This is a genomic window from Azoarcus sp. L1K30, from assembly GCF_018122735.1.
In the GTDB taxonomy this organism is placed as follows: Bacteria; Pseudomonadota; Gammaproteobacteria; order Burkholderiales; family Rhodocyclaceae; genus Parazoarcus.
On the sequence record NZ_JAGRRD010000001.1, the window covers coordinates 2,807,199 to 2,820,875 of the forward strand.

At 64.2% G+C, this 13,677-nt stretch carries 13 protein-coding genes; 1 reads left to right on the forward strand and 12 read right to left on the reverse strand.

What is annotated here, in order from left to right; genetic code table 11:
* The 10 genes from J5J83_RS12960 to purU form a co-directional block, all read right to left on the reverse strand.
* A partial coding sequence (locus tag J5J83_RS12960; RefSeq protein WP_282959127.1) for a tetrahydrofolate dehydrogenase/cyclohydrolase catalytic domain-containing protein occupies nucleotides 1–267 on the reverse strand: 267 nt, incomplete at its 3' end.
* A 91-nt stretch (nucleotides 268–358) separates the two neighbouring features.
* The gene (locus J5J83_RS12965; RefSeq protein WP_249115709.1) at nucleotides 359–1,720 is read right to left on the reverse strand and encodes an FMN-binding glutamate synthase family protein; all 1,362 of its coding nucleotides are present in this window, start codon (nucleotides 1,718–1,720) and stop codon (nucleotides 359–361) included.
* A 24-nt stretch (nucleotides 1,721–1,744) separates the two neighbouring features.
* Complete coding sequence (locus J5J83_RS12970) at nucleotides 1,745–2,434, reverse strand: protein glxC (protein ID WP_212349749.1); 690 nt, start codon at nucleotides 2,432–2,434, stop codon at nucleotides 1,745–1,747.
* Entirely contained in the window at nucleotides 2,422–3,330 is a 909-nt protein-coding gene (locus tag J5J83_RS12975) for a class II glutamine amidotransferase (protein WP_212349751.1), read from the reverse strand. The genes J5J83_RS12970 and J5J83_RS12975 overlap by 13 nt, the downstream gene beginning before the upstream one ends.
* A gap of 42 nt (nucleotides 3,331–3,372) precedes the next feature.
* Nucleotides 3,373–4,707 carry a type III glutamate--ammonia ligase gene (gene glnT / locus J5J83_RS12980; RefSeq protein ID WP_212349753.1) on the reverse strand — a complete coding sequence of 445 codons (1,335 nt, stop codon included), beginning with the start codon at nucleotides 4,705–4,707 and terminating at the stop codon, nucleotides 3,373–3,375.
* Between the two features lie 33 nt (nucleotides 4,708–4,740).
* Entirely contained in the window at nucleotides 4,741–5,349 is a 609-nt protein-coding gene (locus tag J5J83_RS12985; RefSeq protein ID WP_212349755.1) for a hypothetical protein, read from the reverse strand.
* Nucleotides 5,346–8,246: a 2Fe-2S iron-sulfur cluster-binding protein gene (locus tag J5J83_RS12990; RefSeq protein WP_212349756.1), complete on the reverse strand. Its 2,901-nt coding sequence runs from the start codon at nucleotides 8,244–8,246 to the stop codon at nucleotides 5,346–5,348. Before J5J83_RS12990 ends, J5J83_RS12985 begins: the two co-directional genes overlap by 4 nt.
* Nucleotides 8,246–8,503, reverse strand: coding sequence for a sarcosine oxidase subunit delta (locus tag J5J83_RS12995; RefSeq protein ID WP_212349758.1), 258 nt, complete (start codon nucleotides 8,501–8,503; stop codon nucleotides 8,246–8,248). The genes J5J83_RS12990 and J5J83_RS12995 overlap by 1 nt, the downstream gene beginning before the upstream one ends.
* Nucleotides 8,504–8,515: 12 nt before the next feature.
* On the reverse strand, nucleotides 8,516–9,703 hold the full coding sequence (locus J5J83_RS13000) for an FAD-dependent oxidoreductase (protein ID WP_212349760.1): 1,188 nt from the start codon (nucleotides 9,701–9,703) through the stop codon (nucleotides 8,516–8,518).
* Between the two features lie 63 nt (nucleotides 9,704–9,766).
* A complete protein-coding gene (gene purU / locus J5J83_RS13005; protein ID WP_212349762.1) occupies nucleotides 9,767–10,627 on the reverse strand; it encodes a formyltetrahydrofolate deformylase in 861 nt (286 codons plus the stop codon).
* A 150-nt stretch (nucleotides 10,628–10,777) separates the two neighbouring features.
* Here purU and J5J83_RS13010 point away from each other — a divergent pair, with 150 nt between their 5' ends.
* Nucleotides 10,778–11,371, forward strand: coding sequence for an XRE family transcriptional regulator (locus J5J83_RS13010; RefSeq protein WP_212349764.1), 594 nt, complete (start codon nucleotides 10,778–10,780; stop codon nucleotides 11,369–11,371).
* Nucleotides 11,372–11,431: 60 nt separating this feature from the next.
* Here the strand turns inward: J5J83_RS13010 and J5J83_RS13015 are convergent, their stop codons facing one another.
* Nucleotides 11,432–12,886: an ammonium transporter gene (locus J5J83_RS13015; protein ID WP_212349766.1), complete on the reverse strand. Its 1,455-nt coding sequence runs from the start codon at nucleotides 12,884–12,886 to the stop codon at nucleotides 11,432–11,434.
* A gap of 10 nt (nucleotides 12,887–12,896) precedes the next feature.
* Entirely contained in the window at nucleotides 12,897–13,235 is a 339-nt protein-coding gene (locus J5J83_RS13020) for a P-II family nitrogen regulator (RefSeq protein WP_212349768.1), read from the reverse strand.
* Nucleotides 13,236–13,677 lie beyond the last annotated feature (442 nt).

The window sequence follows — 13,677 nt, forward strand, 5'->3', positions numbered from 1 at the left end:
CGGGTCGGCGTTGAGCTGGGCGATGCGGGCCAGCATCTCCACCTCCGCCATATCGGCCGGCAGCGCCACGTGCAGCGAGCGCACGCCGCACTCCTCGCACGCCTTCACCTTGTTGCCCACATACACCCGCGAGGCCGGATTGTCGCCGACCAGGATGACCGCCAGCCCGGGGCGCACACCCTGCGCCACCAGTTTTTCCACGCGCTCGCGAAAGCCCACGCGAAGCTGTTTCGACAGCGCCTTGCCGTCGATGATCTGTGCCGTCATGTCGATCGAATCTCCCTGAAAAAAGGGCCGGCCCGGTAACGCCGGCCCGGCCCGATATCGCCTCATCGGGGCGATGGCGGAATCGCTCGAATCAGAAGCCCTGACCCGGAATCCAGTTGGTGCCCGCCAGCGGCAGGCCGGCCATCGCGGCAGCCTCGATGGTGAGCGCAACCAGATCCTCGCGTTCGAGGTGATGCACGTTCTGCTTGCCGCAAGCCCGGGCAATGGTGGTGAGTTCCATGTTCAGGGTCTTGAGGTAGTTCCTGAGGTGCTTGGCGCCGACTTCCGGCGACAGGCGCTGCTCGAGGATCGCATCCTGCGTGGTAATCCCGACCGGGCACTTGCCGGTGTGGCAGTGGTGGCAGAAGCCCGCCGCTGCGCCAATCGCGGTGTAGTCGGCTTCGGCGCTGTGCAGGGTGCCATTCTGGTAGTAGGTCTCGCCGTTACAGCCGAGCGCGACCAGCACGCCCTGGCCGATGGCCACTGCGTCCGCGCCCATGGCCAGCGCCTTGGCGACGTCGGCCCCGGTACGGATGCCGCCGGACACCACGAGCTGGACCTTGCCGATCATGTCGAGGTCTTCGAGCGCATTCACCGCCTGACGCACTGCGGCCAGGGTCGGGATGCCGATGTGTTCGATGAAGCAGGTCTGGGTCGCAGCGGTGCCGCCCTGCATGCCGTCGACCACGATCACGTCGGCGCCGGAATGCACGGCCAGCTTGACGTCGTGGAAGGTACGGGTCGCGCCCACCTTGACGTAGATCGGCTTCTCCCAGTCGGTGATCTCGCGCAGTTCCTGGATCTTGATCGCGAGGTCGTCCGGGCCGGTCCAGTCCGGGTGACGGCAGGCCGAGCGCTGGTCGATGCCTTCGGGCAGGGTACGCATTCCCGCAACACGGGGCGACACCTTCTGCCCCAAGAGCATGCCGCCGCCGCCGGGCTTGGCGCCCTGGCCGATCACCACTTCGATCGCATCGGCACGGCGCACGTCGTCCGGGTTGAAGCCATAGCGCGACGGCAGGCACTGATAGATCAGGGTCTTGGAGGACTGACGCTCTTCCTGTGTCATGCCGCCGTCGCCGGTGGTGGTCGAGGTGCCCATCTCGGTCGCGGCGCGACCGAGCGCCTCCTTCACGTTGGCCGACAGCGAGCCGAAGCTCATGCCGGCGATGGTGATCGGGATTTCCAGCTCGATCGGCTTCTTGGCAAAGCGGGTGCCGAGCAGGGTCTTGGTGAGGCACTTCTCGCGATAGCCTTCGAGCGGGTAACGCGACATCGACGCGCCGAGGAAGACCAGGTCGTCGAAGTTGGGCAGCTTGCGCTTGGCGCCCATGCCGCGGATCTCGTACAGACCGTGGGCAGCGGCGTTGCGGATGTAGTCGAGCGTCTTGCGGTCGTAACCGTAGGATTCTTCGCGCGACACGTTCTTGAAATGCACGGGTTTGGTTTCCATCATCGAACTCCTCTTGATTCCTGCTCAATATTCCTGGTTCGCGTCAGCGTTCCAGTGGTAGAGGGAACGCTGCGAGGCGATCCGCTTGAATGCCTTGGGGTCGTGATCCAGACCGGCCTTGTCGAGCAGTCCGGCCACGGTGGCGATGTCGGCGTCAGTCATCGGCTCGAACTGCGCATCGGCGCCGAGCGACTTCACCGAGCCCTTCACGTACAGCACCGCCTCGTACAGCGAGTCGCCCAGCGCGTCGCCCGCATCGCCGCAAATCACCATGGTGCCGGCCTGGGCCATGAAGGCCGAGAAGCTGCCGACCGAGCCGCCCACGACGATGTTGCCGCCCTTGAGCGAGATGCCGCAGCGCAGCCCGGCGTCACCCTCGATGACCAGCAGTCCGCCATGGGCGGAGGCGCCGGCGCCGTTCGAGGCAAAGCCCTTCACATGCACCTTACCGCTCATCATGTTCTCGCCCACACCGGTGCCGGCGCTGCCGGTAATGGTGATGGTGGCGGACTTGTTCATGCCGCCGGCGTAGTAGCCGGCGTGGCCGACCACTTCGACGGTGATCGGGCAGTCGAGACCGACCGCGATATTGTGGGCGCCGTCCGGATTGACGACGGTAACCGCCTCCACTTTGCCTTCCCTGGCATCCGTGTGCAGGAAGGTATTGAGCTCACGCAGCGACGTGGTGGCGAGATCGAAAGTCAGGCGTTCCATACGTACATCTCCTCGGGCGCGGGTTCGAACACATGGGCGTGCTTCACGCCCGGCAGGTGGGCCAGCGACCGGAATTCGGAGGCGATGGCCACGTAGTCATCGGTTTCCGCCACGACGGCGGGTTTGCAGGCGAAGGGGTCGCGGATCAGCGCAAGCTTGTCCGGGGTGCCCATGAGGAAGGTGTAGAAGCCGTCGAGCTCCTCGAACCCCTTCTGCAGCGCGACCTCGAGGTCGTCACCTTCACGCAGGCGCCATTCCAGGAAGCGGCAGGCTGCTTCGGTATCGTTGTCGGTCTCGAAGCGGATGCCGCGCGGCTCCAGCATGCGACGGATGCCGTTGGGGTTCGACAGCGAACCGTTATGCACCAGGCAAAAGTCCTCGCCCGCGGTAAAGGGGTGGGCGCGGTCCGGGGTCACGGCCGATTCGGTCGCCATCCGGGTATGACCGACCAGGTGCGAGCCCTTGAGTCCTGCAAAACCGTAGCGTGCGGCCACTTCAGCCGGTGTGCCGATGTCCTTGTACAGGTCGATGCTGCGACCGGTCGACAGGATGTGCAGCCTGGGGTAATGCTCCTTCACCCAGCGCTTCACCACTTCGGGGGCGAGACTGAAGCTGAGTACCGCATGGTTGCCCTTGGCCTCGACCTGGGCGCTCACCCCGAGATGCGCCTTCAGTTCGTGACCGAGACCGAGCCAGTTGAAATCCGCACCATCTTCGGTCAGGCCCGAATACAGGCTGATCTTGCGCTCGCTCTCGGGCAGGGGCTGACCGAATACCGCGAGGCCGGCCGAATCGGGTCCGCGCTCGGTCATGCCGATCAGCATCGGCACCATCAACTCGCCCAGTCTTTCACGCAATGCCGGCGTCTTGACCAGCAATCCGACGATTCCACACATGTTTGCTTCTCCTTGTTTCCAATCTTGTCGCGTCAGGCCGAATCAGAAGAATTCGAGGTAGTTCTTGACTTCCCAGTCCGACACATGGCGCATGTACTCCACCCACTCCATGTGCTTGAGGCGCAGGAATTCATCCGCGACCGGCCCCAGTGCCTTGCACAGCACGGTGTCCTGTTCGAGTGCGACCAGCGCTTCATGCAGGTTCTGCGGCAGGATGCCGATGCCCGCTTCCTTCAGCTGCTCCGGGCTCATGTCGTACAGGTTCTGGTTGTGCGGCTCGCCCGGATCAAGATTGCGCTCGATCCCGTCCAGACCCGCCGCGATCACCGCCGCGGTGGCCAGGTAGGGGTTGCAGGCGCCGTCGGGCAGACGCAGTTCGAGACGCCCGCCGGGGATACGCACCATCGACGAACGGTTGTTGTCGCCGTAGCTGATGTAGGCCGGTGCCCAGGTGGCGCCGGTCAGCGAACGACCCACCACCAGACGCTTGTAGGAGTTGACCGTGGGCGCGCAGATCGCGGCCAGCGCCGGGGCGTGGGCGAGGATGCCGGCGAGGAACTGGTAGGCCAGCTTCGACAGCCCGAGGCCATGCTTGTCGGTCTTGTCGGCGAAGAGGTTGGCGTTGCCTTCCTTGTCACCGATCGACATGTGGATGTGCATGCCGTTGCCCGGCCGGTTGGCGAAGGGCTTGGGCATGAAGGAGCAGATCATGCCCAGATCGTTGGCGATCTCGGAAGCCGCCATCTTGAACAGCAGGTAGTGGTCGGCCGAGGTCAGGCAGTCGGCGTAGGTGTAGTTGATCTCGAACTGGCCGTTCGCGTCCTCGTGGTCGATCTGATAGACATCGACATCGACCTCGCGCAGGCTCTCCACCAGCTTTTCGAGGAACTCGCGATTGCGCGACAGGCCCTTGTAGTCGTAACAGGGCTTGGGCAGGGTGTCGGTCGGATCGGTCGGAATGATGTTCCCGGCGGCATCCTTCTTCAGCAGCGAAAATTCAGGCTCAAGCCCGGTGAAGAAGGTCCAGCCCCTGGCGTCGAGGCGCTTGATCTGCTCCTTCAGCACGACGCGGGTATCGAGCGGCCAGGGCTCGCGCTTGACGTGGCCGTCGCAGGCGATGCGGGCATAGCCCGGCTGCCACGGCACCAGCGACAGGGTGTCGAGATCGCCCACGGCCATGAAGTCAGGGCCATTGGGCTCGATGCCGAGCCCCCACACGGCGAAACCGGCAAAACCGGCGCCGTTGGTGAGGATCTCTTCGAAATGCGAAACCGGTACGGACTTGGTCTTGGCCGAACCGTGAATATCGACAAACTGGGCCAGGACATACTTGACCTTGTTGTCGGCGAGAAACTGCTTGGCTTCGATGGGCGTCATTGCCACTCTCCGGATAGGAATGTTGGGATCGGGTTATGCGTATAGATGCTGGGGTGATACCGTGCCGCCACCGAGCTCGTGCGCGATGTCGTGAAGCGTTTCAAACACATACCGGCCATAGCTGCCGTCACACCAGATGCGATAGATCAGCCCTTGCGCGGTCTGCTCCAGCAGCACCGTCACACCGACGCCGATCAGGCTGGTGAGCACCACCGGACGATCTGCGAGGTTCAGGGCCGCGAAATTCACGTTGCAGGTCTGGCGCAGCAGTTCATTCACCCGCGCACCGCCCAGCATCAGCGCCGCATCCTCGCGCTGAACCGGATACACCCCGGCGGCCCGCGGCGTCGTGGTGAGACGCTCGACCACCGCTGCATCGCCCTCGATCAGAAATTCGGTCATGCCCAGGCGGGCGATCCGGCCGCGTTCACCGAGCGGCAACCAGCTGTTGAATTTCTCCGGCACCGGCACGTCGAGGCTGTCGAGCCAGGCGACCGTGCCCGGCCCCTTGCAACCGCAGCGCACCTCCAGCGACACATCGGCAATGCCGAGCACTGCGGCGGCCTCGGCCTGCCGCACCGCATCGGTCAGCAATTCGGCGACGATCTCCGCCACCGGGCTGCTTGCAAGCGCCTGACTCATACCGCCTCCTTCTGCTTCAGGTTTTCGGGGTCATGGAACGGGGTCGGGCTGACTTCTACCTCGACCATGGCACCGTCGGTCAGGCGGATGCTGACCTTGTTGCCGACGGTGGCGAGATCGGGGCGCAGGAAGGCGAGCCCGATGTGGCGTCCCAGCGTCGCACTCCAGGCAATGCTGGTGACGCGACCGGCGATGTCGCCATCGGCGATGACGAGGTTGCATTCCAGCGGCACGTCACCGCTGTAGCCCGGCGGCAGCGTGAAACCGGCGAGCTGCTGCTTGAGCTTCTTCGAGGCGATCGCCTTGAGGCTGCGCTGACCGACGAAGAAGGGCTTGTTCATCTTCACAGCCCAGCCCATGCCGACTTCGAGCGGCGAGGTGAGGCCGTCGGTATCCTGGCCGATGATGATGTGGCCCTTTTCCAGACGCAGCAGACGCTGCGCTTCGACACCGAAGGGGCGGATGCCGTGGGCCGCACCGGCCGCCATCAACGCATCCCACAACGCGCCGCCGAAGCGTGCCGGAACGTGGATCTCGTAGCCCCACTCGCCGACAAAGCCCACCCGCATCAGTCGGGCGGGGATGTCCGCCACGGTGCATTCGCGCACCGCGAGGTAGGGGAAGGCAGCTGCCGAGAGGTCGGTCGCGGTCAGTGTGGCCAGCACTTCACGCGAGCGCGGGCCGGCCAGGTTCATGGCGGCGAAGGCGCCGGTGTGATTGACGATGCCGCAATCCAGCCCCCACATCGTGTTGAGGCGCGACAGTTCGCGATAGATCGTCGCCGCACCGGAGGTGGTGGTGGTGAAGTAGAAATGGTCCTCTGCCAGTCGCGCGACCACGCCGTCGTCGATCACCACGCCAGCCTCGTCGCACATCACGGCGTAGCGGGTCATGCCGACCTTGAGGTTGGCGTAGTTGGAGGTATAGACGCGCTCGAGGAACTCGGCCGCCTGCGGCCCGATCACTTCGAGCTTGCCCAGGGTGCCGACGTCGATCAGACCCACCCCTCCGCGCACCGCCGCCACTTCCTCGCGAATGCAGTCCAGGCGCACCTTGCCGGCCAACTGGTAGAACTCGGGACGCTGCCACACACCGGCCGGCATCCACTTCGCACCCAGCGCCTCATGGCGCGAGTGCAGCGGGGTACGGCGTTCCGGGTTGAAGCCGCGCCCGGCCAGCACCGCCATCGGTACCGGATGGTAGAAGGGACGTGCCGTCGTGGTGCCAACCTGTTGCGGCTCCTTGCCCGAGAGCCGGGCCAGGATGCGCAGACCGTTCATGTTGGAGTGCTTGCCCTGGCTGGGGCCCATGCCCACGGTGGAGTAGCGCTTGAGCAACTCGATGTTGTCGAAGCCTTCCTGCACCGCGTTGTGGAAATCCTTGAGCTGAAGGTCCTCGTCGAAATCAACGAAGTTCTTGCCCTCCGGATGCGCCACAATCGGCCACGGATGGCTGGGCGATTCCACTTCCGGCGCAAGCGCGCTGCCCACCGCCTCGCCAAAGCCTGCAGCCGCTGCGGCATGACTGCCGGCACGGGTGCCATCGGCCATGCGCCGCGAGAGTTCATGCACACCGTTGACGCGGCCGCAGGCGAACACACCGTCGGGCAGCACATCGGGGACGAACTGTTCGACCGCACGCTCGAAACGCATTTTGGTGCCGGCCTGATACAGCAGGTTGGCCGCCGGCGCCCAACCCACGCTCATCAGGATGCCGTCGCAAGCGATGTCGCGCAGGTCTGCCGCCGGCGAGCCGTCCGCCTGCACCGCGCCGACACGCGCTGCGGCCACGCTGGCACCGCCTGTACCAGGCACGGCCTCGACGATGCAGCTCGACATCAGCACCTCGACCTTCGCATCGCGCAGCTGCTGCACCAGCGTCGCCGCCGTGCCTGCACGCGCACGCAGATCGACCACTGCCGCCACGGCCACGCCGCGCGCCAGCAGGTCGAGCGCCGCGCGGTAGCCGTCGGCATTGGCCGTCAGCACCACTGCTCGCTGCATCGGCTTGACGCCGTAACGATGCATCAGGCGCTGTGCTGCCGAGGCCAGCATGACGCCAGGCAGGTCGTTGTAACGGAATACCGCCGGCTGTTCGAAACCGCCGCTGGCCACCACCACGCTGCCGGCTCGCATCTTGAGCATGCGCTCGGCACTGACCAGCGGTAGCCAGTGGTCCTTGTAGTAACCGGCCGCATAGGTGCTGGTGAGCACCCGGATCAGCGGATTGGCAGAGACCTGCGCCAACAGTCGGGCATGAATCTCGGCGCGCGCCGGGTCGTTGCCGATCTGATAGCCGGCGCTGCCGCCAGCGCGTGCGTTCTCATCGACCACCACGACACTTGCACCCTGGGCAGCCGCAGACAACGCGGCGGACAGGCCCGAGGGGCCCGCGCCGATCACCAGCACGTCGCAGAAATCGTAGGCCTTGGGCGTGCTGCGGCGCGGGCTGTCGAGGTCGACCTTGCCCAGACCGGTCATTGCACGGAACATGCGCTCCCACATCGGGAACAGGCCCTTGGTGTGGAAGGCCTTGTAGTAGAAGCCCACCGGCAGGAAGCGGGCGAAGCGGCCGAGCACCCGACCCTTGTCGCCGTCGAGGCCGCCGAAAGTATTGACCGCGGTAAGATCCATGCCGGCCTGCAAGGGCACCACGTCGGCGCGAAGGTTGAGCTGGTCGCCCCACTGGTGCAGCGCGTTGGTGTCATGGTTGGCGAGCGAGAGCACACCGCGCGGACGGTGATACTTGAAGCTGCGGCCGAGCACGCGGACATCCGCGCCCCACAGCGCAGAACTCACCGTGTCGCCGGTGTAGCCGGTGTAGCTGCGGCCTTCAAACTTGAATTCGATGGGTGCGGAGCGGTCAATCCACTCGCCGCTGGTCGCGGGCAGTCGCATCACGCATCTCCCTGATAGAAGTAGGTCTTGAGCACGACGTCCTTTTCGGTATCGCGCTCGGCGATGAACCAGGTGTTGCTCGGGGTGTGGCACCACCACTCGCGCTTGACGCCGGGAGCGCCGTTGCGGTTGAACACGTAGTCGGCCCACTCTGCGTCCGTGCAGGTGTCGGGGTCAGGCATCGGGCGCACTTCGCCCCAGTAGAAGAACTCTGAAACCGGGCGCGGGCCGTTCAGGGGACAGGTCATGATCTTCATGGCGTGATTCCTTCAGTGGCCGACCGACGCCGCACCCTTTTCACCGGTCAGCGCGTAGTGGCTGAAACGGTCGAGGGAGAAGCCGGTGATCAGGGGGTGCGGTGTGTCATTGACGAGGGTGTGGGCCATGGTCTTGCCGCACACTGGCGTGGCCTTGAAGCCCCAGGTACCCCAGCCGGAATCGAGGTAGAAGCCTTCCACCGGCGTCTTGCCCATGATCGGCGCGAAGTCCGGCGTCATGTCGGCCATGCCGGCCCACTGCCGCATCACCTTCACGTTGGACAGGAAGGGGAACATGTCGAGCATGTGCGAGGTGAGGCCCTCGACGAAGTCCAGGGTCGAGCGCGTCGCATGCAGCTCGTACGGGTCGAGCGAGGCACCCATCACCAGTTCGCCGCGTGCAGACTGGCTGATGTACACGTGCAGGCTGCCGGAGACCAGGATCGGGTCGAGCCAGGGCTTGACCGGCTCGCTGACCATGGCCTGCAGCGGATGGATGTAGATCGGCGTGCGCACGTCGACCATCTTCAGGATGCGCGGCGTCGACCCGGCGACCGCACACAGCACCTTGTTGGTGGAGATGTAGCCGCGCGAGGTATTGACTCCCTTCACCTTTCCGCCCTGAACGTCGATGCCAAGCACTTCGGTCTGCTGGTGGATTTCCACCCCGCGCTGATCGGCACCGCGGCCGTAGCCCCAGGCCACCGCGTCGTGACGCGCCACGGAACCCGGCGCGTGATAGAGCGCACCGAGGATGGGTGCATGACCGGCACACGAAAGATCGATCATCGGCGCGGCTTCCTTCACCGCTTCGGGTCCGACGACTTCGGAATCGACGCCGTAATGCTTGTTGACCTCGGCGCGCCAGCGCATGGTGCGCACAGCCGCATCCGTGTGTGCCAGCGTGAAGTGGCCGCGGTTGGCGTAGAACAGGTTGAGGTCGAAGTCGCGCGACAGGTCCTGCCACAGATTGACCGACTCGTCGTAGAACTTCACGCCCTCGGGGGTGAGGTAGTTGGAGCGGATGATGGTCGTGTTGCGACCGGTATTGCCGCCGCCGATATAGCCCTTCTCCAGCACGCACACGTTCTTGACGCCGTGCTCGGCGGCCAGGTAGTAGGCCGCGGCCAGACCATGGCCGCCGGCACCGATGATGACGACGTCGTAGCTCGACTTGAGTTTGTCGTGGTGGGTGAACATCCGGGGCTCCGGATGCTTCCTGTTCAGGGCAAAGCGTAATAGACGCCAGGGCATGGCTGTTCCTTAGCGGAAAACGACGGTTTTGTTGCCATGTACCAGCACCCGGTCTTCCAGGTGGTAGCGCAGGCCGCGGGCGAGGACCGCCTTCTCGATGTCCTTGCCATAACGCACCAGATCGTCCGGTGCGTCCGAGTGGTCGATGCGGATCACGTCCTGCTCGATGATCGGCCCCTGATCCAGCTCCGAGGTCACGTAGTGGCAGGTCGCCCCGATCAGCTTCACCCCGCGCGCATAGGCCTGGTGGTAAGGCTTGGCGCCGACGAAGCTGGGCAGGAAGCTGTGGTGGATGTTGATGATCTGACCCGGGTAGCGATCGCACAGCCCCGGCGACAGGATCTGCATGTAGCGCGCCAGCACCATCACGTCGCCTTCGGCCTCGCGGTACAGGTCCTCGACCCTGGCGTAGGCCTCGGCCTTGGTCTCGGGCGTGACCGGCACGTGATGGAAGGGAATGCCGTGCCACTCCACCAGACCGCGAAAGGTCTCGTGGTTGGAGATCACGCACGGGATCTCGATGTTCAGCTCATCCGCATGCCAGCGCGACAGCAGGTCGTACAGGCAGTGCTCCTGCTTGCTCACCAGCACCACCACGCGCTTCTTGCGCGCGCTGTCGCTGATCTTCCAGTCCATGCCGAACTCACGCGCGATCGGGGCGAACTTCTCGCGCAGCGCATCGATTCCGAAGGGCAGCGAGTCGGCCAGGATCTCCTGGCGCATGAAGAAGCGCTTGCCGTCCACGTCCGCGTGGTGGTTCGCCTCGGTGATCCAGCCCTGGTGGCTGGAGAAGAACGTGCTGACGGCGGCAACGATACCGACCCGGTCCGGACAGGAGAGCGACAGTGTGTAGCGGCGCTGGGGTGACATGGAGACCTCTGATGTTTCATGTAGAGAACTAATGATTCACATTCTGCACAGCAGCATTTTTCAAGTCAACTTATTTTCCTCATGGGAAACAATGTATTTTCGGGCGATATGCAATAATTCTGGAAACGACTGTTTCAGAGAGGAGAAGCCATGTCCGATGCGACCGCTGCAGGGAGCCTGGAGCGCTACCTTGGCAACACCCTGCGAGAGATCCGGCTCAAGCACGGCCTCACGATTGCCGATGTGGCCACGCTCGCCAACATCAGTCGCGGCATGCTGTCCAAGATCGAGAATGCGCAGACCGCCACCAGCCTGGATACCCTGTCCCGCCTCGCGCAGGCGCTCGGGGTCTCGCTTGCCACCCTGTTCAAGAGCTATGACGTACCCTCGGGCAGCGCGCAGCTGGTGCCGAAGGATGAGGGCATGGAAGTGGTGCGCCGCGGCACCAAGCGCGGTCACACCTACCATCTGCTGTCATACGGCCAGGGGCCGACGAAGACTTTCGAACCCTTCCTGATCACCATCGATCACGAATCCGAGACCTTTCCGATCTTCGAGCACCCGGGCACCGAGTTCATCTACATGCTCGAAGGCTGCATCGAGTATCGCCACGGCCAGCACACCTATGTGCTCAATCCGGGCGATGCCCTGACCTTCGACGGCGAAATTCCTCACGGACCGGAGAAACTGATTCAGTGCCCGATCCGCTTTCTCAGCATCCTGATGTATCCGAACCCGGCCTGATCCGGCCTGCCCGTGACCAGCCCCCAACGCGTCCGAGGCTGGTCACGGACAACACGCCAATCAGGCGTGGTAGGCCGTCTCACCGTGTGAGCTGACGTCCAGGCCTTCACGTTCCTCTTCTTCGGAGACACGCAGACCGATGGTCAGATCGACCAGCTTGAGGGCGATGAAGGACACCACGGCGGACCACACCACGGCCGTGCCCACGCCCCATGCCTGAGCAATCACCTGCGACACCATGTCGTACTCGGCGACGGTGTCGGTGACGTAGTCCCACACGCCGGTGCCACCGAGCGAAGGCGCAGCAAAGACCCCCGTGAGCAGGGCTCCGAGGATGCCGCCGATACCATGCACGCCGAACACGTCGAGCGAGTCATCCACGCCGAGGGCGTGCTTGAGGCCATTGACCCCCCAGTAGCACACCACGCCGACCAGACCACCCATGATCAGGCTGCCCATCGGGCCCACGAAGCCGCACGCAGGGGTGATCACGACCAGACCCGCAATGGCGCCAGAGATCGCGCCCAGCATCGAGGGCTTGCCCTTGCGCGCCCACTCGATCAGCGTCCAGGCGAAGGTCGCCGCGCAGGTTGCGAGCAAGGTGTTGATGAAGGCCAGCGTCGCCACGCCGGTGGCTTCCATGTTCGACCCCACGTTGAAGCCGAACCAGCCCACCCACAGCAGCGATGCACCCACCATCGTCATCGGCAGGTTGTGCGGCGCCATGGTTTCGCGGCCGTAGCCAATGCGCTTGCCCACCACGATCGCAGCCACCAGCGCTGCCACACCGGCGTTGATATGCACCACCGTGCCACCGGCAAAGTCGAGCGCGCCCTTCTGGAACAGGAAGCCCGCGGTCGCGCCGGCAGCCTCGGCCGCCTCGGCACTGGTGTAGGCGTCGGGACCGGCCCAGAACCAGACCATGTGCGCCATCGGCAGGTAGGAGAAGGTAAACCACAGCACCATGAACACCAGCACTGCCGAGAACTTGATGCGCTCGGCGAAGGCGCCCACGATCAGCGCCGGCGTGATGGCGGCAAAGGTGAGCTGGAAGGCGATGTAGATGAACTCAGGCACGACCACGCCCTTGCTGAAGGTGCCGGCCAGCGAATCCGCCGTCACGCCCTGCAGGAAGAGCTTGTCGAAGCCGCCGATGAAGGCATTGCCTTCGGTAAAGGCCAGCGAGTAGCCATAGATCGCCCACAGGATGCCGAGCATGCAGAACACCACCAGGGTCTGCATCAGCACCGAGAGCATGTTCTTGGCGCGCACCATGCCACCGTAGAAAAGCCCCAGCCCAGGTGCGGCCATCATCACGACCAGCAGGGTCGATACGATCAGCCACGTCGTATCACCCTTGTCAGGGACCGGTGCGGCAACCACCGCATTTGCCGTACCGCCGTCGGCCACTGCCGCCACTGCGGACGCGGCTACCTCGCCTCCCCCTTCTGCCCAGGCGGGCAGCGCAAAGCCGAAAGCGAACAACATCGCCACCACTGCGAGAATCCTCTGCATCGTGCGCTCCTTACAGTGCTTGCGTACCGGACTCACCGGTACGGATACGAACGACCTCGGCCAGATCGAAAACGAAGATCTTGCCGTCGCCAATCTTTCCGGTAGCGGCCGACTTCTCGATTGCTGCGATCACGTCATCGAGCCGGTCGTCATCGATGGCAACATCGAGTTTCGTCTTGGGCAGAAAGTCCACGACGTACTCGGCGCCGCGATAGAGCTCGGTATGCCCCTTCTGACGCCCGAACCCCTTGACGTCGGTCACGGTCAGCCCCTGCACCCCCACCGCAGCGAGCGCCATGCGAACCTCGTCGAGCTTGAATGGTTTGATGATTGCGCTGACAAATTTCACTGCGCCTCCCTTCGCGCCCGGATCTGCGCGCCGATCGTCCTCGTGCTGTACATGTAATTGACCCCCTGTATTGCAGTTTAAGAACAAATGTTTCCTCACAGGAAAAGCACGAGCCGTGCCACCCCCCGCCGCAGCGAAGAATCAACAAGTTATCTGTATGAATCTTTTATTCATGCACTAAAACATCGCACGCCGAGTGGTTTTGCACCAATATGGACTGCGCTCAGCCGCAGCATTGGCCACCGTGTTCGCCTGGAAGCAAGGCACAGGGGATTCGAAGGCGCTCCTCGCAGGCTGGCCGCCACCAGCACCGGGAAGCAGCGCGTCGACACCAGGCATGCGCGCACGTCTCAAGATCCGATCTTTCGCACTGAAAGCAGAACGAAAGCCGGTTCTCCTATCGTTTGCTGCACGTGCCGGCGTTCAGCGTCCGGATACGCCA